The organism is Pseudoclavibacter sp. RFBI5, from assembly GCF_002931395.1.
GTDB lineage: Bacteria > Actinomycetota > Actinomycetes > Actinomycetales > Microbacteriaceae > Pseudoclavibacter.
The window spans coordinates 62,993-84,739 of sequence record NZ_PSYA01000015.1 but is presented as its reverse complement, the minus strand read 5'-3'; the positions used below and the strand labels follow the sequence as shown (position 1 = coordinate 84,739).

The 21,747-nt window shown below is 69.9% G+C and carries 18 protein-coding genes; 9 read left to right on the top strand and 9 right to left on the bottom strand.

The annotated features are described in order from the left end of the window. Window positions 1-121: 121 nt before the first annotated feature. From C5E06_RS17650 to C5E06_RS17630, 5 genes are read right to left on the bottom strand one after another with little or no spacing between them, the layout of a single operon-like run. A complete protein-coding gene (locus C5E06_RS17650; RefSeq protein WP_104307726.1) occupies window positions 122-964 on the bottom strand; it encodes an ABC transporter ATP-binding protein in 843 nt (280 codons plus the stop codon). Further along, a complete protein-coding gene (locus tag C5E06_RS17645; RefSeq protein WP_104307725.1) occupies window positions 964-2,058 on the bottom strand; it encodes an iron chelate uptake ABC transporter family permease subunit in 1,095 nt (364 codons plus the stop codon). Before C5E06_RS17645 ends, C5E06_RS17650 begins: the two co-directional genes overlap by 1 nt. After that, a complete protein-coding gene (locus C5E06_RS17640) occupies window positions 2,055-3,134 on the bottom strand; it encodes an iron ABC transporter permease (protein ID WP_258067753.1) in 1,080 nt (359 codons plus the stop codon). Before C5E06_RS17640 ends, C5E06_RS17645 begins: the two co-directional genes overlap by 4 nt. Window positions 3,135-3,141: 7 nt before the next feature. Next, window positions 3,142-4,110 (bottom strand): siderophore-interacting protein, encoded by a 969-nt coding sequence (locus tag C5E06_RS17635; protein WP_104307723.1) that lies wholly within the window; start codon window positions 4,108-4,110, stop codon window positions 3,142-3,144. Beyond that, entirely contained in the window at window positions 4,107-5,225 is a 1,119-nt protein-coding gene (locus tag C5E06_RS17630; protein ID WP_219820242.1) for an ABC transporter substrate-binding protein, read from the bottom strand. Before C5E06_RS17630 ends, C5E06_RS17635 begins: the two co-directional genes overlap by 4 nt. Window positions 5,226-5,385: 160 nt before the next feature. Here C5E06_RS17630 and C5E06_RS17625 point away from each other — a divergent pair, with 160 nt between their 5' ends. After that, complete coding sequence (locus C5E06_RS17625) at window positions 5,386-6,165, top strand: hypothetical protein (RefSeq protein ID WP_104307721.1); 780 nt, start codon at window positions 5,386-5,388, stop codon at window positions 6,163-6,165. A 454-nt stretch (window positions 6,166-6,619) separates the two neighbouring features. On the opposite strand, the gene C5E06_RS17620 is transcribed toward C5E06_RS17625, so the two are convergent. Next, window positions 6,620-7,405: an AraC family transcriptional regulator gene (locus C5E06_RS17620; RefSeq protein WP_104307720.1), complete on the bottom strand. Its 786-nt coding sequence runs from the start codon at window positions 7,403-7,405 to the stop codon at window positions 6,620-6,622. Between the two features lie 85 nt (window positions 7,406-7,490). Between C5E06_RS17620 and C5E06_RS17615 the strand changes: the two genes are divergently transcribed. The 3 genes from C5E06_RS17615 (at window position 7,491) to purT (ending at window position 12,910) form a co-directional block, all read left to right on the top strand. Next, a complete protein-coding gene (locus tag C5E06_RS17615) occupies window positions 7,491-9,383 on the top strand; it encodes an ABC transporter ATP-binding protein (protein WP_146081417.1) in 1,893 nt (630 codons plus the stop codon). Next, complete coding sequence (locus C5E06_RS17610; RefSeq protein WP_104307718.1) at window positions 9,380-11,299, top strand: ABC transporter ATP-binding protein; 1,920 nt, start codon at window positions 9,380-9,382, stop codon at window positions 11,297-11,299. Before C5E06_RS17615 ends, C5E06_RS17610 begins: the two co-directional genes overlap by 4 nt. Window positions 11,300-11,701: 402 nt before the next feature. Further along, window positions 11,702-12,910 (top strand): formate-dependent phosphoribosylglycinamide formyltransferase, encoded by a 1,209-nt coding sequence (purT, locus tag C5E06_RS17605; RefSeq protein WP_104307717.1) that lies wholly within the window; start codon window positions 11,702-11,704, stop codon window positions 12,908-12,910. A gap of 19 nt (window positions 12,911-12,929) precedes the next feature. On the opposite strand, the gene C5E06_RS17600 is transcribed toward purT, so the two are convergent. Together C5E06_RS17600 and C5E06_RS17595 are read right to left on the bottom strand one after the other, a co-directional pair. Next, on the bottom strand, window positions 12,930-13,205 hold the full coding sequence (locus tag C5E06_RS17600; protein WP_104244540.1) for a hypothetical protein: 276 nt from the start codon (window positions 13,203-13,205) through the stop codon (window positions 12,930-12,932). Window positions 13,206-13,314: 109 nt separating this feature from the next. Then, complete coding sequence (locus tag C5E06_RS17595) at window positions 13,315-14,208, bottom strand: hypothetical protein (protein WP_104244538.1); 894 nt, start codon at window positions 14,206-14,208, stop codon at window positions 13,315-13,317. A 146-nt stretch (window positions 14,209-14,354) separates the two neighbouring features. Here C5E06_RS17595 and C5E06_RS17590 point away from each other — a divergent pair, with 146 nt between their 5' ends. Genes C5E06_RS17590 through C5E06_RS17580 form a run of 3 tightly spaced genes read left to right on the top strand, consistent with a single transcriptional unit; the run spans window position 14,355 to window position 17,426 of the window. Further along, window positions 14,355-15,425, top strand: a complete 1,071-nt coding sequence (locus C5E06_RS17590; RefSeq protein ID WP_228497100.1) for a biotin/lipoyl-binding protein — start codon at window positions 14,355-14,357, stop codon at window positions 15,423-15,425. Window position 15,426: 1 nt separating this feature from the next. Continuing rightward, entirely contained in the window at window positions 15,427-16,143 is a 717-nt protein-coding gene (locus C5E06_RS17585; protein ID WP_104244534.1) for an ABC transporter ATP-binding protein, read from the top strand. After that, window positions 16,140-17,426, top strand: a complete 1,287-nt coding sequence (locus tag C5E06_RS17580; RefSeq protein ID WP_104307715.1) for an ABC transporter permease — start codon at window positions 16,140-16,142, stop codon at window positions 17,424-17,426. Before C5E06_RS17585 ends, C5E06_RS17580 begins: the two co-directional genes overlap by 4 nt. Before the next feature lie 83 nt (window positions 17,427-17,509). Here the strand turns inward: C5E06_RS17580 and C5E06_RS17575 are convergent, their stop codons facing one another. Continuing rightward, window positions 17,510-18,178: a hypothetical protein gene (locus tag C5E06_RS17575; RefSeq protein WP_104307714.1), complete on the bottom strand. Its 669-nt coding sequence runs from the start codon at window positions 18,176-18,178 to the stop codon at window positions 17,510-17,512. A gap of 187 nt (window positions 18,179-18,365) precedes the next feature. On the opposite strand from C5E06_RS17575, the gene C5E06_RS19435 reads away from it, so the two are divergent. Together C5E06_RS19435 and C5E06_RS17555 are read left to right on the top strand one after the other, a co-directional pair. Next, window positions 18,366-20,702, top strand: coding sequence for an HNH endonuclease (locus C5E06_RS19435; RefSeq protein ID WP_181063025.1), 2,337 nt, complete (start codon window positions 18,366-18,368; stop codon window positions 20,700-20,702). Window positions 20,703-21,036: 334 nt separating this feature from the next. Next, the gene (locus tag C5E06_RS17555; RefSeq protein WP_104307710.1) at window positions 21,037-21,672 is read left to right on the top strand and encodes a dihydrofolate reductase family protein; all 636 of its coding nucleotides are present in this window, start codon (window positions 21,037-21,039) and stop codon (window positions 21,670-21,672) included. Window positions 21,673-21,747 lie beyond the last annotated feature (75 nt).

The following is a 21,747-nucleotide window of genomic DNA, read 5'->3' as shown; positions in this document are numbered from 1 at the left end:
TTCGGCTCGGCTCGGCTCGGTTCGGGGCGGCACGCGCAGCCCAGGTCGAGCGTGCGCGCCATCAGGTCGTTCCGCAGTCCATCATCGCTGTCGAGCGCACTGCCCTGCCAGACCGCTCCCGTTACTCCGTCCACACCCCTTCGCGCGGAATCACGAGCGGCGTGCCGGTCTCCGGGTCGTCGATGATGCGGCAGGGCAGCGAGAAGACGTCCTCGACGAGCTCTGCGGTGAGCACCTCGCCCGGCTTGCCCTGGGCGACGATGTCGCCGTCGCGCATGACCACGAGGTGCGTCGCGAAACGGGCCGCCTGGTTGAGGTCGTGCAGCACGGCGACCAGCGTGCGCCCCTCGCCGCGGAGCCGCCGGAACAGTTCGAGCAGCTCGTACTGGTGGGAGATGTCGAGGAACGTCGTGGGCTCGTCGAGCAGCAGCACGGGTGCTTCCTGCGCGAGCGCCATCGCGACCCACACGCGCTGCCGCTGACCGCCGGACAGCTCGTCCACGAACCGCGACGACAGCGCATCCACCCGCGTCGCGGCCATCGCGTCGGTGACGGCGCGCTCGTCGGCCTCCGACCAGCGGTCGAACATGCCCTGGTGCGGGAACCGGCCCCGCGCGACGAGGTCGGCGACCCGGATGCCCTCAGGGGCGAGCGACGTCTGTGGCAGCAAGCCGAGGCGCTTCGCGACGTCCTTCGTCTTGAGTGTGAAGATGTCGCTGCCATCGAGCAGCACACTGCCGTCGCTCGGTTTGAGGAGCCGGGCGAGGGCTTTCAGCAGCGTCGACTTGCCGCACGCGTTCGGCCCGATGATGACGGTGAACGAATGCGCCGGCACCTCGAAGTCGAGGCCCTCGATGATGGGCTGCGCGTCGTAGCCGACGTGCACGGAGGTGGCCTTGAGCTCAGCCGCGACCAGGCCCGTCGCAGGGCCTGCCAGGCTCGCTGTATCCGCTTCGATCGTCATCACTGACGTCCCTTCTTCGTGGTCTGCTCGTGCACGAGCAGCCAGGCGAGGTAGATGCCGCCGACGCAGACGGTGAGCACGCCGACGGGGAGGTCGACGAGCTGCGCGACGAGGTCGGCGGAGACGAGGAGGAGCGCGCCCACGATCGCCGACGGCAGGAGCTGCAGGCTTGCACCCTTGGTCAGCCGGCGCGCGATCTGCGGGGCGGCGAGCGAGATGAACGAGATGGGTCCGGCCGCTGCCGTGACGAGCGCCGTCAGCGCGACCCCGACGAGGGTCGAGAAGGCGCGCGTGCGGTTCGCGTGCACACCGAGCGACAGGGCCGCGTCGTCACCCACCTCGAGCGCCGCGAGCGGACGACCCAGGAACCCGCATCCGACGACCAGCGCGGCGAAGATGAGCGTCGCCGGCAGCAGCTGCGCGTAGCCGAGCGCGCTCAGCGAGCCGGAGCCCCAGACGGCGGCGAGCATCGCCTGCTCCTGGCTGACCCGCATCATCATGAGCGCGTTGAGAGACGCGAGCATGGCGCTCGCGCCGATGCCCACGATGATGAGCCGGAACGGACGGAGCCCCTTCCGGTAGGCGAGCAGGTAGACGGCCGCCGCGACGACGGCCCCGCCGAGCAGGGCCCCCGCTCCGATGGCGTAGTACGAGGTCGAGCCGATCCAGAGCATCACGATGATCGCGCCCGTGTAGGAGCCCGTCGAGAAGCCGATGATGTCGGGGGATCCGAGGGGGTTGCGGGTGATCGACTGGAAGATCGCGCCGCTTGCGCCGAGCGCGAGGCCGGCCAGCACGGCGAACAGGAACCGCGGGAGGCGCCACTCGAACACGACGAGCCGATGCGCCCTCGATGCATCCGAATCGAAGAGCGCCGTCAGCACCTCCCAGGGCGAGAGGGCGAGCGTGCCGTAGCCGAGCGAGACGACGCCGAGCGCCAGCACGGCGACGACGATCGCGCCGCACACGGCGACCGCGCGGCGGCGGTGGAAGTTGGAGAAGCGGCCGAAGCGCACGGCGTAGGTGCGGTCGCCGAAGTCGATGCCCCGGGAAGCAGTTGCGGCGACGGCGGTTCTCTCACGTGTCGCGGTCATAGTCCGCTCACCTTCTTGCGACGCACGAGGCCGATGAGCACGGGGGCTCCGATGATCGCGGTCACGAGCCCCACCCGCAGCTCTCCGGACGGCAGCACGATGCGTCCGAGAATGTCGGCGGCCAGCAGCAGGATGGGCGACATGACGATCGACATGACGATGATCCAGCGCTGGTCGGGCCCGACGAACCAGCGCACGACGTGCGGCACCATGAGGCCGACGAAGCCGATCGGGCCGGCGATCGCGACGGCGGTGCCAGCGAGCAGCGTCACGGCGATGACCACGAGCACTCGGGTCGAGCGGATGCGCACCCCGAGCGAGGCTGCGAGCTCGTCACCCAGCGACAGCGCGTTGAGGGAGCGGGCGCAGAACAGCGCGAGCACCACCCCGACGATGATGAGGGGCAGGCACGTGAGCACCACGTCCATCGACCTCCCGCCGATGGACCCGACCCCCCAGAACCGGGTCACGTTGAGGGCGTCGATGTTCTTCAGCACGATGGCCGAGGTGAAGCCGCCGAGCACGGCGCTGATCGCAACGCCCGCGAGCGTGAGGGTGAGGGGCGTCGCCTTGCCGCCGCCGACCGAGCCCATGGCGTAGACGAGCATGGTCGCGAGGAACGCCCCGATGAGCGCGAACCACACGTACTGGCCGGGGGCGGTGAAGCCGAAGAGGCCGACCGCGAGCGTCACGACGAAGCTCGCGCCGGCATTGACGCCGAGGATGCCGGGGTCGGCGAGCGGGTTGCGGGTGAACGCCTGGATGAGGGCGCCGCACAGCCCGAGCGCGGGCCCGACGACAAGCCCCACGAGGGTCCGCGGGATACGCAGGTCGAGCACCATGACGTGCTCTTCGGTGGCGCGCGAGCCGAGCAGGCCCTCCCAGACCACCTCGGGCGAGATGGCTCGCGCGCCGACGAAGATGCTCAGCACGACCGTGCCGACGAGCACCGCGAGGGCGATGACAAGCGCGAGGGTGCGCTTGGCGTTGTTGCTCGCCAGGCCGCTCCCGCTCGGGTCCCGGGGGTTCGAGCGAGCCGCCCCGACGCTCGGACCCGCCGTGCTGATCGTCGCCACGGCGCTGCTAGAGGCCGACCGAGGCGTAGATGCGGAAGACCTCGTCCATGCGGGTCTCCTCATCCATCTCCGGTTCGCCGTCGCCGGTCTCGCCGTAGAGGTCCATGATCTGCTGCTTGATCGACTCGTCGAGCGCCTCCCACTTGGCCGACCAGGCCTCGACCTCGTAGGTCCAGTAGCCGACGACCTTGTACGCGGAGCCGGGGAGGCCGAGGGTGTGGCGGAGGTGGCTGCGCACCTCTCGTGTGACGCGCGTCTCGCCGGCCACCCACACGTAGACGCTGCCGTCGTTCGGGATGTCGAGGCGGCGCACGGCCTCGACGAGGCGGCTCGGCCGGTGGCCGTTGCCGGAGCCGCGCACCCAGTGCGTCGCCTTGAGCTCGACCGACGGGAGCAGCTCGTAGCCAGCATCCCGGATCTCGCAGACGATCTCCGTCTCGACGTGTGGCGTCAGCTCGGCGATGCGCAGCGCGGCAGGCAGGGCAGGCTCGTCGCAGATGAGCACCTGCTTGGCGACGCCCTCGGGCAGCGCGTACAGGTCGCGCGGCGGGTTGATCCCGAGCACGTAACCGGGCTTCGCGCCGAGCACCCACGTGCTCGCGATCCCGCCCTCGTGCACGACGAAGTCGATGTCGATCTCACCAGGCCGGTGGTCGCGGATCGTGTACGTGCGCATCTGCGACGGCTCGACACCCTCCTCGTAGTCCCAGCCGCGCCCGGAGACGAACGGCAGGCGCGGCTCGAGGTGCGCCTCGTCGGGGAAGAAGAGGCGCACGTACTCGTCGCCGATCCCCGTCGTGGGGTAGTCGAGCAGGTCGTCGCCGCCGAACGTGACCCGGAGCATCCCGGGACCGAGCTGCCGCACGCCCGTCACGACGGCGCGGTGGATGCGCTCGGCGTAGACGCTCGCGGTTGTTCCAGTTCCGGTTCCGGGTTCGGTTCCCGACTCGGTTCCGGCTTCGGTGAGGGCGGTCATTCCGCGCCTCCGACCCCGTTGCCGTCGATGGCGGAGTTCAGCATGGGAACGAACTCGTCGATGGCCCACGGGATGGAGAGGGGCGTGGGTGCGTTGGTCGCCATGGCGAGCGGCTCGCTCTCGAGGAACAGGTAGTGGCCGGTGGCAATGGGCTCCCACAGCTTGAACGTGGGGTGGTTGAGCGTGTAGTCGAGCTCTTCCTTGCTGTTCGACCAGGCGACGAAGATGTCAGCGGGGATGGTGTCGAGCTCCTCGAGGCTCACGGCGCCGTACCAGTTGTCGCCCTCGACGGTGCCGAGCACCGTGTCCATGGCCGGGGTGTTCTTCAGGCCGAGGTCGGTGAGGAACTGCACCCGCAGGTCGCTCGGGATGTAGATGCCGGCCTCCGTCGCCCCATCGCTGAGGGTGAGCCCGTACGCGAACGTCGTGTCGGCGAACCGCGGGTTCTCCTCCTTGACGGTGTCGAGCTGGCTCTGCGTCTCGGCGATGATCTCGTCGGCCTTCGCGGGCTGGCCGAGGCTGTCGCCGACGATCTCGACGAGCGACTGCCACGACTCGGAGGCCCACGGCTTCTCGGGGTACGCGACCGTCGGGGCGATCTCGGTGAGGCGGTTGTACTCGACCTCGGTGAGCCCGGAGTGCGGGGCCAGGATCACGTCGGGCTCGAGCGTGAGGATCTGCTCGAAGTCGAGCTCGTTCGCGTCGTTGTAGTTGAGGATCTCCGGCATGGTGCCGCCCAGCTCCTCGACCTCCGCGCGGAACCACGGCGAATAGCCTTCCTCGTCGCCGCCCCACGTCTCGGGAATGCCGACCGGCACGGTGCCGAACGCGGCGACGACGTCCTGGGTCGCCCAGCCGATCGTCACGACCCGCTCTGGTGCTTCCGAGATCGTGGTCTCGCCGAAGGCGTGCGTCATCGTGACGGGCAGGGCGCCCTCCTCGGCTGCCGTCGCCGTCACTCCGTCAGCCGCTGCGGCGTCACCGGATGCGCAGCCCGCGAGCGCGAGGACCGCGACGGTGGCCGCGGCGAGCGCTCCGGTCCAGCGGCGATGCGTCGAGCGTCGCGGGGTGGGACGGGATGAGGTGGACAAGCGACGGGTGACAGCCGAGGTCAAGGTGGCTCCATTCGACAGAAGTGCAGACGCTAGAGGTAAGGCTTACCTCAGAACACACCGAGCTTACGGAGGCGGCGTATCGCTTCGCGGTCACTCGGCATCGCATTCCTGCCACCTCGGGCGTCGCGCGGGTGCCCTCTCGCCGCGCTACTCTTCGAAGGTGAATCAAGACGAGCTGTTCGGGGGGCTGCTCGCCATCTTCGTGCTCGCGGTCATCGCGATCGGTGCGATCGTCGTCTTCGGCGACCTCAGCATCCGCCCCCGCCCGAGGCGCCTCCCGCTGTGGCAGTACACGCACCGCGTCATCGGCAGGGACCAGCCGTTCGTCACCTCGAGCGGGTCGTTCCCGGCGAACGAGCAGCGCCTCTGGGAACTGTGGGTCGAGAGCCACAAGCCCGGGAAGCTCGTCGCCGTTCCGGTCGAGGAGCAGGCGCCCACCCCGGTCGCCGTGCCCGCCGAGGGCGACACCGGTAGCGGAGACGAGACCGGGGCCAGGGACGAGACCGGGGACGACGGTTCGTCAGCCAAGCCGGCAGAACCAGCGGAGACGCGTCAGCTGCGGGTCTCCAGGGTCTCCCGTGAGCTTCGCTCCGTGTATCCGCTGGCCCTGGTGGGCTTCAACGCCTACTTCGAGGACTACGAGAAGAGCGAGTTCCCCGTCGGCCTCATCGTGCGCGGCAGCGATGGCGTCGCGATGATGACCCTCACCGCGGACGACGTCGTCGCGTTCGACGAGCGGGGGCGCAGGCTCTGGTCGAGCCGCTGGGAGCGCCTCATCTTCTCCAACGCCCACGACCTGCTCCTGTACAACGGGCACACGCAGATCCGCATCGACGACGAAGACCAGCGCGACCTCGTCGAGGCGCTTGTCGTCAAGTACGGCCGACTCGAGCAGATGCACTTCCTGCCGGGCCCCCTGCGCCGCGACACCGAAGACTGACGTCGAGCCGGGCCACTCCTGGCGCTCGCCTCGCCCCGCGGCACATCCGCCCCGCCCCGCCCCGCCAGCAGTCCGCCCAGCCCCGGCGCACCAGTCGTCGCCTCCCCCGCCAATAGTCAGTTTCGGGATGGCTTCCACGCCTGCGGATGGGTTGCAACCCATCCCGAGGCGTGGAACCCATCCCGAGACCTGGAGCTTGGGCGAGATACCGCGCAGAATCGAGCGGAAACCTGGGGCTAGAGCGAAACGCAGAGCAGCGCAGCAGCGCCGGAACGCAGGAACGCCGGAACGCCGCTGCGCCGCGTCTCCGAACCTGGGGTCCGTTTCGAGATGGCTTCCACGCCTGCGGATGGGTTGCACTCCATCCCGAGGCGAGCAACCCATCCCGAGGCGTGGAACCCATCCCGAGACCTGGAGCTTGGGCGAGACGCAGTGCCCGGACGGGCCGGGCGAGCTACGGCCGCCAGTCGCTGGGCTTCGACCCCATGGCGCGCCGGAAGGCTGCGCTGAACGCGCTGGTCGTGGCGTAGCCGACGCGCCCGGCGACGGTGCCGACGGGCAGGTCGTCGGCGAGCATCCGCGCCGCCGCCGCCATGCGCACCATGGTGCGCCAGTGCGAGAACGTCATGCCGACCTCTGCCGCGAAGATGCGGGCGATCGTGCGCACGCTGAGCGACAGCTGCCACGCCCACGCTTCGACGCCTCGATCGTCGGCGGGGTCGCTGAGGACTCGGCGCACGAGCGGCTCGAGGCGCCCATCGCGGGGCACGGGAACGGTCTCGACGTAGCTCGTCGCCGCGGGCAGGAGCTCGATGACGACGGCCTGCGCGCGGAGACGCTGATCGGTCTCCATGGGTGACTCGGCGAGGTGCAGCAGCAGCTCGCGGAACGCGGCGCCCAGCTGCACAGTGCCGACGGCGTGCCAGTCGGGGGCGACCTCGCTCGTGAAGTACGTGCAGCACCCGACCGACGACGCGTCGACCTCCATGGTGTGGGGCGTGAAGGGCGGCACCCAGATGCCCTGGCCGACGGCGAGCGTGCGCAGGGCACCCTCGACGAGCACCACCACGCTCCCCCGCGATGGCCACATGATCATGCCCTCTGGATGCACGTGCGGCACCCGGTCTCCGAGGTTCGGGCCGTCGAGCACGGCCGTGGTGAGGAGGAAGGGTGCGGGAATGCCGACCGGACGAACCTCGAGGGTCGATGGTGCGGGGCTGAGCTCGAGCGCCTGGAACACGGTGCATCTCCTGGTTGTCCGGAACGCAACAGAAGTTGGCCGAACGCATCACTAACGGGACTTAGGTGAACCTTACTATCGACTGATGCCCCGTGAGAACCCCAGAACCCCGACCCCCGCATCCGTCATGCGGGACGCGCTCTTCGCGTCAGGGCGCAGCTGGAAGCTCACCCTCGCGACGCTCGGCTACATCGTGCACGAGGCCGCGGAAGCGCTTGTCCCCGTCCTCGTGGGCGTCATCATCGACCGGGCCATCGTCACGAACGACGCCGCCCAGCTCGCACTCTGGCTGGGCATCCTCCTCGCGAACTTCCTCGTGCTCTCCTTCTCGTACCGCTGGGCGGCGAGGCTCATGGTGCGCGTCTACGGGCACGGCGAGCTCGAGCTGCGGCGCTCGCTCCTGACCCGCGTCCTGCACCCGAACGGCGTGACGAGCCGCCGCAGTCCCGGCGAGCTGCTGCAGATCACGACCTCGGACAGCTATCGGGTCGCGGGCGTCTCCTGGTCGGTCGTGCAGCAGGGCGCGAGCACCGCCGCGATCCTCGTCTCGTCGGCGGCGCTGCTCGCGATCTCGGTGCCTCTGGGCGTCGGCGTCCTCGCGGCCTCCGTGCTGATCCTCGTCGGGATGCACGCGGCCTCGAAGCCCATCGAGGCCCGCGGCGCCCGCGAGCAGGCGTCCGCGAGCGCGGCAAGCGACGTGGCGACCGACCTCGTCGCGGGACTGCGCATCATCCGCGGCATCCGCGCCCAGCCGCAAGCCACCCGCCGGTACCTCGACGCGAGCGCCGAAGCGAAGACCGGTGCGATCGCGTCCAACCGCGGCATCCAGCGCTACCTCGCCGTGAGCGGCATCGCGTCTGGCGCGTTCCTGGCCGCTCTCGCCTTCTCGGCCGCATCTCTCGCCGCCCTCGGGCAGATCACGCTCGGCGAGCTCGTCGCCGTCGTCGGCCTCGGCCAGTACCTGCAGGGCTCCCTCGCGCACGTCGGCACGTTCGCGTCGAACTGGCTGCACAAGCGCGCATCCGCGGTACGCATCGTCGCGGTGCTCAGCGAGGAGCACGCGGTGCCCGTCGAGGACACGCACGTCGGCGGCGTGGGCCTGGCCGAGGCCGTCCGTTCCACCCACGATGCCCCCGCGGCCTTCACGTGGCGGGCACCCGACGGCACCAACATCGACGTGGCCCCCGGCTCGCTCGTCGGCCTCCGCCCGGCAACCCCGGCAGCCGCCCGCGCGCTCGCCGCCACGCTCGCCTACCGGGTTCCCCTCGAGGCCGGCGAGGTGACCGTGGCCGGGCTGGACGCCCACACCATCGGACCGGACGCCTACCGACACCTCGTCTTCGCGCCTCCCCACGACGCGACGGTCTTCTCGGCGACGCTCCACGAGAACCTGCTCGTGGATTCGGATGCGGATGGCGTCGACGTAGCGGGTGCGGGTGTGGGTGCGGATACCGGAGCTGGCGCCGGAGCAGGCCCCGGAATCGACCCGGATCTCGAGTCGGCCGCGGAACGCGCCGCCCTCACCGAGGTCACCGCGCTGGGCTGGCACCGCCAGCTCGGCGAGGGCGGCAGGCGTCTCTCCGGCGGACAGCGTCAGCGTGTCCTCCTGGCCCGCGCGTTCGCAAGCGAGGCACGGGTCCTGGTACTCGACGAGCCGGCCTCCGCGCTCGACCCGGCAACCGAGGCGCGCATCGCGGACTCCCTCCGCGCGCACCCCACGACTACCGTGCTCGTCACTCGCAGCCCCCTCCTGCTCGCTGCCTGCGACCGCGTCATCGACGTCGAGGCGCACTCGCCCTGCGGCACGGGCGACGCTCGACCGGCCGAAACTCGACGGCCCGAAACGCCGAACGCATCCACCGCCGCAGGTGCGGTCACGCAGACCCGGCCCGAGACCCAGAACGAGACACAGGCCCAGCGCGACACCGACCCCGACACCCCGGCCACGAGCCCCGACGAGGAGCTGGCACGCCGATGAGCCACAACGCACCGCAAGCAGCAACAGCAACAGCAACAGCAACAGCAACAGCAACAGCAACAGCAACAGCAACGCTCCTCCCCATCGCGTCCGGCCGCGAGACGGCGCGCGCCACCGCTGACCGGCTGCGTGCATCCCGCCCTCGGATCTTCGCCGTGGTCGTCCTGCTCCTCGGTGGTTCCTCGTCGACGCTCCTCGTCCCGCGGCTCCTGGGCTGGCTCGTCGACCTCGTGACCGGCAGCGCGGGTGTCCAGGCGCTGGTGCTGCCCGGAGTCCTGCTGCTCGTCGTGACGTCAGTCTCTGCCCTGCTCGCTTACGCGGGCATCCGCCTCCTCGTGGCGCTCGTGCAGGAGCTCGTGAGCGGGCTTCGCGAGGACGCGATGAGCGTCGTCCTTGGCATGCGGGCCGGTCAGGCCGAGAGCTCCGACTCGTCGGACATCGTCTCGCGCGTGACCGGCGACGTCGAGTCGGTCACCGAGGCTGCCTCCGGCGTGCTGCCGGCGGTGACGCAGTCGTCGTTCATGATCGTGCTGTCGCTCGCCGGGATCGCCGCCATCAACCCGTGGCTCGGCCTCGCGTCGCTCATCGCCGTGCCCGTGCAGGTGCTCGCGACGAGGTCGTTCATCCGCCGCTCTCGCCCCGTCTACACGGAGATGCGGGTCGCCGAGGCGGAGCGCGGGCAGGTCATCATCGAGGGGGTCAGCGGGGCGGACACGATCCGCGCCCACCGCAGGCAACGCCGCCAGCTCGCCGAGGTGGATGCGCGCAGCCTGCGTTCCATCGACCTGCAGTACGAGGCGGCGCGCATCCGCACGACGTTCTTCGCCCACCTCAACACGGGCGAGTACCTGGGCGTCGCGGCGATCCTCACCGTGAGCTTCTGGCTCGTGCACGCGGGCGTGGTGTCCATCGGCGGCGCGACGGCGGCGGCCCTCTACTTCCTCGCCCTGTTCGGCCCCATCGGCTCGCTGCTCTCCAGCATCGACGAGCTGCAGCTCGCCGGGGTCGGCCTCGCGAGGCTCGTCGGTGTCGTCGGCGCGCGCGACCACGACGGACGGGGCGAATCGGGGGCGCTCCGCGGAGGCGGAGACGAAGCGGGTGAAGACGGGGCGGCTGAAGACGAAGACGGCGCGGGCGTCGCCGCGGACTCCCCCGCGATCGTCGTCGAATCGGTCGATTTCAGCTACGACGGGCAGCGGATGCAGCTCGCTGACGTGAGCCTGCGGGTCGCGCCGGGCGAACGGGTGGCGCTGGTCGGCGAGAGCGGATCGGGGAAGAGCACCCTCGCGCAGCTCATCGTCGGGGCGTTCGATCCGACGGGCGGCAGCGTGACGGTGCATGGGCGGCCCGCGGCGTCACGCGAGCGGGACACGAACGTCGTGCTCGTCACGCAGGAGATCCACGTGTTCGCGGCGACGGTCGCCGAGAACCTGCGGCTCGGGGCACCGTCCGCAAGCGCCGAGGACCTCGCGGCGGCGGTGCGGGCGGTGGGGGCAGACTGGCTGCTCGAGTTGGATGCGGGGCTCGACACGCGGGTGGGCGCATCCGGTCTCGCCCTCGATGGCGCCGCCGCGCAGCAGCTCGCGCTCGCGCGGGTGCTGCTGCGCGACCCGGCCATCGTCGTGCTCGACGAGGCGACGGCTGAGGGCGGAGGCGACGACCCGCTCGGCCTCGACGCGGCCCTGACGGCCGCGACGCGCGGGCGCACCTCGGTGGTCGTCGCGCATCGGCTGTCGCAGGCCCGCGTCGCCGACCGCATCGTCGTCATGCAGCGTGGACGCATCGTCGAGCAGGGCAGTCACGGCGAACTGCTCCGCCTCCGCGGCGAGTACGCCCGCCTGTGGGGCGCATGGGAGGGCGCAGCGGCGGAAGCCTCTGCCCCAGCTGCCCTCCCTGCTCCCGCACGGCAAGAGTGACCGGACGCAGCAAGAATGAGCAAGAAGCAGGTTCCCGGCGCCGCGCGCCTGCATCTCGGTGACCTCTGCGCCACGGGTTCACGCCCGTCGCGCCGGCTCCGTCCCGCACAGCTCCCGCTGATCGCCGCTCGCCATCCATCCGCTCCCCGCCGCTTCCCTATCCTTCCTTCCCAACCCATCCGCCCGTCCCCCGCCAGCAACTCCACAAGAATGAGCAAGAAGCAGGCTCCCGGCGCCGCGCGCCTGCATCTCGGTGACCTCTGCGCGAGAGCTGGCACTGCTCCCGCTGCCCGACCACCCCCTGCCTCACCACCCCAACCACCACCAGCTACTCCCCGCTGATCTCCGCGCATCCGGGCTGCGACGCGCCCGTCCGAAACGCGACGGTGCGAGAATGCCTGCATGACGGATGGCACCCTCGGCACCCCGCTCACCCCCGCTTCGACGCGCGCGCTCCTCCTCGGCGCGGGCGAGCTCGGCAAGGAGGTCGCGCTCGAGCTGCAGCGCCTCGGCGTCGAGGTCATCGCCGTCGACCGCTACGCGAACGCCCCGGCGATGCAGCTCGCGCACCGCAGTCACGTGGTCGACATGCTCGACCCGGTGGCCCTGCGCGCCGTGCTGGCGCAGGAGCAGCCCGACATCGTGATCCCGGAGGTGGAGGCGATCGCGACGCAGGTGCTCGCCGAGATCGAAGCGGAGGGACGCACCCGCGTCGTGCCGACCGCCCGGGCGACGCAGCTCACGATGGACCGTGAGGGCATCCGCCGGCTTGCCGCCGAGGAGCTCGGCCTGTCGACCTCCCCGTACCGATTCGCGGACACGTTCTCCGAGTTCGCGGCGGCCATCGAGGCGGTGGGCCTGCCCTGCGTGGTGAAGCCGGTCATGTCCTCGTCGGGGAAGGGGCAGTCGGTGATCCGGGAGCCGGACGATGTCCAGGCCTCGTGGGACTACGCGCAGGAGGGTGGGCGCACGGGCCGCGGCCGCGTCATCGTCGAGGGCTTCGTGCCGTTCGATTCGGAGATCACGCTGCTGACGGTGCGTCACGTCGGCGGCACCGTCTTCTGCGAGCCGGTCGGGCACACGCAGGTCGACGGCGACTACCGCGAGTCGTGGCAGCCGGCGGCGCTCCCCGCGGCGGCGCTGGAGAAGGCGAAGGTCGTCGCGAAGACGGTGACGGATGCGCTCGGCGGCTTCGGCCTGTTCGGTGTGGAGCTGTTCATCGTCGGCGACGACGTGCTCTTCTCCGAGGTGTCTCCGCGCCCACACGACACGGGCCTCGTCACGCTGGTGTCGCAGGATGTGTCGGAGTTCGCGCTGCACGCACGAGCCGTCCTCGGCCTGCCGGTGTCGGAGCCGCTGCGGATCGGGGCTGGTTCCGGGGAGTCGGCTGCCGCATCGTGCGCGGTGCTCGCCGAGGGCACCGGTGTGCCGACGATCTCTGGCGTGGATGCTGCGCTCGCGGTCCCGACATCGCAGCTGCGCCTCTTCGGGAAGCCGAACGTCGCGGGCCAGCGCCGGGTGGCGGTCGCTCTCGCACGCGGCGCCGACGTCGACCAGGCCCGAGAGCGGGCTCGGGAAGCCGCGGCGGCACTGAGGATCACGCTGAGCTGAGCTGAGCTGAGCGCTCAGCTCAGCGCCGGCGACTCAGCAGCGACGCCTGCACCGCGAGGGCCGCGGCGATGATCACGAGCTGCACGCCACCCCAGAGCACGTAGCCGGTGGGGATGCCGACGAGTGACGTCCAGGCCGTCGAGCAGCTGCCGAGCTGCACGCCGAAGCCGATGAGCGAACCGAGGTCGAAGCTGCCGTCGGACTCGGAGCCTGACAACATGCAGATGCTGGTCCATGAGTGCGGCACGAGCAGGACGGTCGTCACGACGAGCAGGACGACACTCGCACCGATCACGGCGACCGCTTGACGAATGCCTTTTCGCTCTCCCAGATTCTGCATCCGCTCACTCTGGCGGATCCAGGCCCAGGCCTGACTGCGCCCGCGCACGCGCGCTCCGCACTGCCTAGCCGTCGAGCCCCAGCTCGCGCACGCACTCGCGCAGGAACGCTGCCCCGGCGTCGTCGTGGATGAGGTCGCCGAACGTCACGACGTCGTACTCCTTCTCGAGGATCCCGTCAGCGGGCCGGACATCGACGTGCGCCGTGTCGTAGCCCGTCGCATGCAGCTCGTCGGCCATCTTGTAGTCGCTGCGGGAGTCGCCGACCGAACGCCAGCGCTTGGGCAGCGCACCGGCCGCCGCAAACTCGGCGAGCGCTCGCCGCGCACCGTGGTCCTTGTCGAGGTTCACGGACTCGATGTCGGTGGAGATGATCGTCGGGTCGATGCGGAACGGAACGAGGCCCTGCGCATCCGGCGCCTCGCGGTCGCCGTGGCGCATGCCGACACCCTGCTGCACGGCGAGCTCGAACGCGGCATCGTCGAAGGCCTTCTGCCGCTCGAGGTACGCGGCCGAGCTGACATCGGTGCGCTGCTCGACAGAGATCATGGCCTTCTTCGTCTCGTCGAAGAAGAGGACATCGCTGAACTCGCCCTCGCCGAGTTCGCGGATCGCGGCGATGTACGCGGAGGGCGGCACGACCGACTCATCGATCTGCAGCTCGCTCATCCCTTCGGGTGAAATCGCCGACCATGTTCCGCCCTTCTCGTAGACCCCGAACATGCGGGCTCCCGGCTGACGCAGCGCGTCGGCGAGGCCGTTCTCGAAGAGCGGCTCGATGACGCGTTCGCGGATGAACTCCTCGGAGCGTCCCGTGATGAACGCGATGGGAACCCCCGCCGCGGCGAGGGTGACGAGGTCGTCGAGGATGCTCTGGATCGCGATCGTGCGGGTCACGGGGCTCGCGATGGGGCCGTCCACGTCGAGGAGCAGGCCGAGGTCTTGGGGTGAAGTGGTCACGTCTCATTGTGGCAGGGGGGCCGGGTCCGGGTCCAGGACGGGGGCGGGCGATGTCGTTGGCTCCTGCTACGTTGTGCGCTGGGGCGGCCATGGGAAAGGCAACCCTTATCTCGGAGAACTCGTCGCGACTCGGTGGCGTGGACAGAATGGGGATCGGCGTGCGCGTGTGGAAGTCATGGATCTGGCCCGGCATCAAGATCGCTCTCGTGGCTGTGATCGCCGTCGCACTCGTCAAGATCGCGTTCTTCAGCTCGGCCCCCGAGGAGTCGGCAGCGCTGCCCACGGGTCAGGTCGTCGAACCCGTCATCAGTCCCGTGCTCGGCACGATCACGAACGACGTCACGTTGACGGCGAACGTGCAGGAGTCGCCGGCCGTCGACGCGAAGGTGCCCATGATGGGCACGATCGACACGGTGTACGTGACGCAGGGCGCGCGAGTCGAGGCGGGCGATGTGATCGCCGCCATCCGCAACGAGAAGACCCCGACGGCAGCAGCACCGTCGTCACCGGAGGCGAGCGGCGAGCCGCAGGCGGCTCCCGCGGTCGAGCCCGAGTACGAGTGGAACGAGATCGTCGCCCCGACGGCCGGCACCATCACGAAGCTCAACCTCATCGAGCAGCAGCAGGTGACGGTGGGCGAGGCTCCCGTCTCGATCACCCCGGCGAGCTTCATCGTGAAGGGCACCATCCCACCGGCCCAGCTGTACCGTCTGGCGACGACGCCAGCGGATGCGCAGGTCACGATCACGGCGGGCCCAGCCCCCTTCACGTGCACCGAGCTCCGCATCGCCTCTGGTGCCGCGGCGAAGAGCAGCAGCGCCGCGGAGGACCCGAGCGGCGCATCCGGTGCAGCTGAGACGACCGACACGACGACGGTCACGTGCAAGGTTCCCGCCGAGGTCACGGTGTTCCCCGGCCTGGAGGCGAACGTCGTGCTGCACGGAGGCGTCGCCGAGAACGTGCTCACCCTGCCGATCACGGCGGTGAAGGGGCAGGCGGAGACCGGGGTCGTCTTCGTGCAGGGCGCTGACGGTGCGATCGAGGAGCGGCCCGTGAAGCTCGGCCTCACCGACGGCACGCTCGTGCAGATCGCTGAAGGCGTCACCGAGACCGACATCGTGCTCGAGTTCGTGCCCGGCGCCGACCAGGCGAGCCCGGAAGAGTGCTACATCGACCCGATGAGCGGCGCAGAGATCTGCGGGATGCTGGGCGGCTGACGTGGCGTTCATCGAGCTCCGCGAAATCTCGAAGTCGGTGCGGGCCGCCGACGACAGCGAACTCCACATCCTGCGCGGCGTGAACCTGCAGATCGAGGAGGGCGAGCACCTCTCGATCGTCGGGCGGTCCGGGTCGGGCAAGTCGACGCTGCTGAACATCCTGGGCCTGCTGGACGCGCCGACGAGCGGGGAGCTCCTCTTCGACGGCAAACCCACCGCCGCCCTGCGCCTGCGGGCGCGCGACCGGATGCGGGGTGCTCAGATCGGCTTCGTGTTCCAGCAGTTCAACCTGCTCGAGGGGCGCACGGCGACGGAGAACGTGGCCATGCCGCTCCTCTACGCCCGCGACAGCTCCTTCTGGCGGCGTGACGCTCTCGCCAGGGAAGCGCTCACCGATGTGGGACTCGACCATCGTCTCGACTCGCTGCCGACTCGACTGTCCGGCGGGGAGCAGCAGCGCGTCGCGATCGCGCGCGCAATCGTCCGGCGCCCGCGGGTGATCCTCGCCGACGAGCCGACCGGTGCGCTCGACGTCGAGACCGGCGCCCGCGTCATGACGTTGCTCGCCGACATCTCGAAGGAGACCGGGGCCGCGCTCGTCACGATCACGCACGATGAGAGCGTCGCGGCCAGGGCCGACCGGATGCTGCGCCTCGACGCTGGCCTGCTCGCACCCTCGAAACCGGCCGTCGTGCCCGCCGAAGGAGCACCCGCATGAGCTGGTTCACGCAGATCGCCGGCGCCTTCATCGAAGCGTGGGACGAGCTGCGAGTGCACCGCGTTCGGGTGACGCTCGCGCTGGTCGGCATCGGCATCGCCGTGTTCGCGATCGTCGCGGTCACAGGGCTCGGGTCGATCACACGGCAGTCGTCGATCGAGATCTCCGAACGATCCAGCGGGCGCCCCGCGAGCTACCAGCTGATGGTGAGCAGTGCGGCGACCGACGACAAGGTCGCTATCTACGAGGCGGCCTACAAGGCTGCGATCGAGCGGTACGGCATCACCTACCAGTCGACGTCGGGGTCCGCCATGACGCGCATCCAGTTCGTCGACGGTGTCGCGGACGTCGAGTCCACGATCGTCGATCCGGCGTACGGCGAGATGCATCGGGTGAAGCTCATCGAGGGGTCGTGGCTGACGTCGGACGACGCTGACCGATTGGCTCCCGCGGTCGTCATCAACGAGACCATGTGGAACCGGTTGGGCAACCCGTCTGTGGCCGAGCATCCGACGCTGCAGGTCGCGGGAGCTGCGCCGACGACGGCTGTGGTCGTCGGCGTCTCCGCCAACATCTACCCGGACTACCCAGAGCAGATGTACGTGCTGAGCGACGCCCAGCATCTCCTCGGGGCCAGCGCGGGCGGCGGCATGATGGGCGGGATGATGATGGGCGGCGCCTACGGTCCGCCGTCGATGGACGGCGACGAGGGGGCCACTGCGACGTTCCCGACCTACGAGCTGTGGCTGCCGCTCGAGAACCACGAGGAGCTATCGAGCCAGATCGTGCGCGACCTGAAGGCGGCGCTTGGAGAGGGAGGCGCGGTCGACGCGCAGCGCACCGACTACCTGGCCTGGGGTGAGGACCCGTTCCTTGCCGTGCAGATCCTCGTGACCGCGGTCGGCGGCATCGTGCTGCTTGTCGGCACGATCGGCTTCGTGAACCTGTCGATCGTGACGGTGAAGCAGCGGGTGCGGGAGATCGGCATCCGGCGGTCGTTCGGCGCCACCGGTGGCCGAGTGTTCTTCTCGATCCTGCTGGAGAGCGTCGTGGGCACGCTGCTCGCAGGGATCGTGGGCATCGGGTGCGCGATCGTGACGTTGCAGAACCCGCTTGTGCAGGGGGCGATCACGGGCGGGCTGGGTCTCACCGATTCGGTGCCGTTCCCGGTGGATGCGGCGGTGCTCGGCATCGTCGTGAGCGTCGGAGTCGGCCTGCTCGCCGGGTTCATCCCGGCGGTCATCGCGACGCGCAGCAACGTGATCGACGCGATCCGGTCGTAGGGCGCTGCGTCGGGCCCTCGTGTCGTGGGCCCTTGCTGCAGCTCTGACCTGGCGTCGGGCTTGGGGTGAAGTGCCGGCAGACGCTAGACCAGCTGCGCGTCGCCTGGCACGGCTGCGGGCGTCCCGAAGCGGAGCGCGGCGACGACGGCCCAGATGAGGAGGAGCGGCAGCGCGACGTAGGCAGCGGTCATGAGCGGTGCGCTCAGGGTGAGGAAGCCGGCGGCTGAGGCGAGGAGCGCGACGATGGTCGCTCCGCTGACGAGCGTCGCCCAGACGGGGCGGCGGACCTGGCCGAGCAGGACAACCAGCACGAGCGCGGCGAGAGCGAGCATCTTGATGCCGTCGACGACCTGGATGGTGGCCCAGACCTGCCCGGAGTCGAGCCCCAGCAGCGGTGAGGAGGCGTCGGAGGCGAGCCCGAAGGTGAGGAGTGCTTCGCCGGCGAGCTGGATGAGCGAGAGCACGAGGGTCGCGAGGCCCGCGCCTCGCGTGGCCCTGCGCAGCCGCTGGCTGCCGAGCAGCGTGGACATGCCGTAGAGGGCGACGGCTGCTAGGCCGTGCACGAGGGCGGCGTTGACGAGCACGCTCGGCGAGGTCGCGTAGGCCTCGGCGACGGCGGCTGAGCTGTCGGCCGGGGTGATGTCTGGGGCGCCGACGAGCAACCCGCTGATCCAGGCGGACACGTAGACGCCGCACCACACCCAGAGCGTCCGCTGGATCTCGAGCGTCGGGGCCGTCGCCGGTGTTGTCATGCGGCAACGCTAACCGGAGCGAGCGTACGGAGGCTGTGTTCGGCGCCGCGGCGGGCCGGCTCTGGCCGCGGCTCGTCGCGGACGGCGCCGCGGGATGCGCAGTGAGCGCTGCGGTGCGCTGCGGTGCGCGGCGAAAGAAGTGACACGCCAATCACAGAATGTCGGTGGTTCGGGAGACGATGCAGGTATGCAGAACGAACCGATCGACAACGAGGCTCCGCGGGCCGCAGCGCCTGGTCGCGCGGCTCGGCTTCGTGAGATGCGCCGGCGTCTCGCGGCCGGGCTCGGTGTCGAGCAGGGCGTCGTCGACGACGCCTGCCAGCGCGCCGAAGATCGCACGCGCGGCGCGCGGCGAGCGCTGCTTGTGCTCGCCCTCGCCGACAACCAGCGGCACCTGAATCGGCTCCACGGCGAGCAAACAGAGCTGCATGCTCGGGCGCTCGAGCTGGGGCTCCGGGGCGACGAGCTCGCTGGCACCTCGAGTCCCGCCCTGGAGGTGCGGTCGCTCGCGTCCGAGATCGCGGCAGTGTCGGGCAGGTCGCAGCGGTCGGTGCAGATCGAATTCGGTCGAGCGGATGCGATCGCCAATCGTTTCGAGCCCGTTCAGGAGGCGATGAAGGCCGGGGTCATCAGCCGCGCGCATGCACTGGTGATCGTCGACGCGGGTCTGCGCATCACGCATCCCGACCCTGCTGAGCTCGAGCGTCGCCGAGAGCACTTTGCGCGCGTGGTGCTCGAGAAGGCCGTCTCGACGACCCCCGGTCGAATCAAGTCCTTCGCGGAGCGGGTCGCCGAGGAATTGACCGAGGAGTCACTCGATGAGCGCTTCGAGAGGGCCCGCCGTACCCGACGGGTGACGCTCTCGCAGCTCGAGGACGGCCTCGGCGAGCTGTCGGTCATCGACTCCTACGCGAAGCTCGTGGCGATCTTCGACCGGACGACAAGGCAGGCGCTCGTCATCAGCGACGGCGAGCGACGGGCCGCAAAGGAACGCGCCGACGCGCACCCGACCGGCAACGACGCCGACGCCGACGGTCAAGGCGAGGCACGAGCCGACGGTCAAGGCGAGGCACGAGCCAACGGAGACCCCCAAGGTCCTGCCAACGGCCACGCCGATGGTTGCGACAGTGAGCCAGCCAGTGCGCTGGACGCCGGGAGCAGAGGCGACGATCCGCATTCTGAGCCCCGTTCGCTGGACGAGGTGCGCGCGGATGTGCTCTCCGACAGCTTCCTTCGCGCGACGCCGGAGGAGTTGCGGGGCAGGGCTCCGATCAAGGCGAAGATCTCGATCGTCATTCCGGCTGAGACGCTGCTCGCACCCACCGGGTACAGAGTCGGTAGAGACGCAGCAGCCAGCACGGACGGCGCAGACGGCACGGTCGGCACCGATGGCACAGCCGGCACCGATGGCACAGCCGGCGCAGCCCGGACAGGCAGCCCAGGCAGCCCCGACCGCACAGACCGCGGAGACCGCGGAGATGCTGCACGCCGGGGGAACCCCGGTCCTGCCCTTCTGAACGGCTACACCCCTGTTCCGACTGCGGAGGTGCGGCGCCTCACCGACGCGGCGCCCGAGTTCGAGCGCATCTTCACGGATCCCCTCAAGGGCACGCTGGTCGAGGTCGATACGTACCGGCCGACGAGTGCGATGCGCCGCCGAATCGCTGTCCGCGATGGTCGCTGCCGTTTCGTGGGATGCATGATGCCGGCGAGCCGCTGTGACATCGACCACACGAAGGCTTGGGAGGAGGGCGGCCCGACGAGTCTTGCGAACCTCGGCCACCTCTGTGGAGGCCACCACACGGGCAAGCACCACGGTGATTGGGAGGTACGACAGCTGCCCGATGGCGTCTACGAGTGGCGATCTCCCAGCGGTTTCGTCTTCCGCGACGCCCCAGTGCAGTTCGGCCGGCTCACCGCACTTCCGAACCCTGACCGCGGCGAGCAGTCGAGCGCCACCCAACCCAGTACCGACAGCGGCGGCCAAGTCGCCCTCCCGTCGACCGCTCCGGGCCTCGGCGACTCACGCAGCTCTGGCCGCGCCGACGACACCGCCGCTGCTCAGCGCGCGGTCGGTGGCGGCGACCTTGAGGAGGTTGGTGGCGGTGGCGGCGACCTTGAGGACGCGGGCGACGCAGCACAAGTGGGCGACGTCAGCGACGTTCGCGACCCGATCCGCGCTCGCCACGAGCACTGCCCAGGGGAACACGAGTGCGAGCGCGAAGACAGGGACGAGGACAGGCACGAGGACGAGGACAAGGCCAGGCACGAGGACGAGGACAAGGCCAGGCGCGAGGACGAGGACGACCTGCGGTCGCGGTTCCCGAAGCTTGGCTTCCTCGAGGAGTTCAGGAGGGAGCGCGCGGCGAAGAAGGCGGCCATCGAGTCGGGGGCAACGAGTCGGTGGCAACCTGAATTTCGTCCAACCGGGCAACGGGGCGACGAGGGAGGTGGCGACCAGCTGCGCGCCGAGACCTCTCGGGGAGAACGTTCGGACTCGCCGGACGATCCGCCGCCCTTCTGAGTCCGGCTGGCTCGCCTGAGACCCGACGATCCCTCGTGACCGAGCCAGGCGCCCATCCCATCTGTTGTCCCTGAGCGCCCCTCGGATTCCCACCTGGCTCGCATGGAGGAGCTTTGGAGCTCGTCGTACATTGAGGGAGAAACGAGCGCGATGACACCCGCGGCTTCTCCAACGTCCGCAAGATCGAGCAGGCCGACGACGTTGACGAAGGAGACGGCTCAGTCAACTCACTGAGCTCAGTCAACTCACTGGGCTGAGTCAACTCACTGGGCTGAGCCAACTCAACGGCTTCAGCGAATTCAGGACGACCACACCTGCGATCAAAGGAGACGCCATGGCCGGTCAGATCATCATCGACCTCTTCACGACCCTGGATGGGGTGCAGCAGGCGCCGGGTGGGCCGGAGGAGGATCCGGAGGGTGGGTTCAGGTTCGGGGGTTGGCAGGCGCCGCTCATGGACGAGGCGGAGGGCGAGCAGGTCGAGAGTGGTGTGCGGACCATGGATGCGCTGCTGCTGGGCCGCAAGACGTACGACATCTTCGCGGCGTACTGGCCGCACTACGCGGATGGCCCGTCCGATGGCATCGCCGCGGTCTTCAACAGGATCCCGAAGTACGTGGCGTCCCGCGGCACCCCCGACTTGCCCTGGGCGGCATCGCATCGTGTGGGCGCCGATCTTGCGGCGGAGGTGTCCGCCCTCCGGGACCGCCACAACAGCATCCACGTGATCGGGAGCGTCGACTTCGCCCAGACGCTGGTGCGGGAGGGGCTCTTCGACGTGCTGAACCTGTGGGTGTATCCGGTGGTCCTGGGCGCAGGAAAGCGACTCTTCCCGGACGATGGACCACCTCTCGGGCTGAGCCTCCTCGAACCGCCCGTCGCATCGGGGCGCGGATGCGTGCTGCTCAAGTACGGCCCGGGCAGCCCCGTTGAGACGGCCGACATGGACGAGGCACTGCGCGAGCGCTGAAGCCCACGCCCATAGCCACAACCACAACCACGACCACGCCATCGACAGCTGCCTCACGCAACGCCGCGACCCCGC

Bases quoted from the DNA above. Each gene is read 5' to 3' on its own strand.
- C5E06_RS17650 (WP_104307726.1), bottom strand. From the start codon at position 964: ATGACGATCGAAGCGGATACAGCGAGCCTGGCAGGCCCTGCGACGGGC.
- C5E06_RS17645 (WP_104307725.1), bottom strand. From the start codon at position 2,058: ATGACCGCGACACGTGAGAGAACCGCCGTCGCCGCAACTGCTTCCCGG.
- C5E06_RS17635 (WP_104307723.1), bottom strand. From the start codon at position 4,110: ATGACCGCCCTCACCGAAGCCGGAACCGAGTCGGGAACCGAACCCGGA.
- C5E06_RS17615 (WP_146081417.1), top strand. From the start codon at position 7,491: ATGCCCCGTGAGAACCCCAGAACCCCGACCCCCGCATCCGTCATGCGG.
- C5E06_RS17610 (WP_104307718.1), top strand. From the start codon at position 9,380: ATGAGCCACAACGCACCGCAAGCAGCAACAGCAACAGCAACAGCAACA.
- purT (WP_104307717.1), top strand. From the start codon at position 11,702: ATGACGGATGGCACCCTCGGCACCCCGCTCACCCCCGCTTCGACGCGC.
- C5E06_RS17590 (WP_228497100.1), top strand. From the start codon at position 14,355: ATGGGGATCGGCGTGCGCGTGTGGAAGTCATGGATCTGGCCCGGCATC.
- C5E06_RS17580 (WP_104307715.1), top strand. From the start codon at position 16,140: ATGAGCTGGTTCACGCAGATCGCCGGCGCCTTCATCGAAGCGTGGGAC.
- C5E06_RS17575 (WP_104307714.1), bottom strand. From the start codon at position 18,178: ATGACAACACCGGCGACGGCCCCGACGCTCGAGATCCAGCGGACGCTC.
- C5E06_RS19435 (WP_181063025.1), top strand. From the start codon at position 18,366: ATGCAGAACGAACCGATCGACAACGAGGCTCCGCGGGCCGCAGCGCCT.
- C5E06_RS17555 (WP_104307710.1), top strand. From the start codon at position 21,037: ATGGCCGGTCAGATCATCATCGACCTCTTCACGACCCTGGATGGGGTG.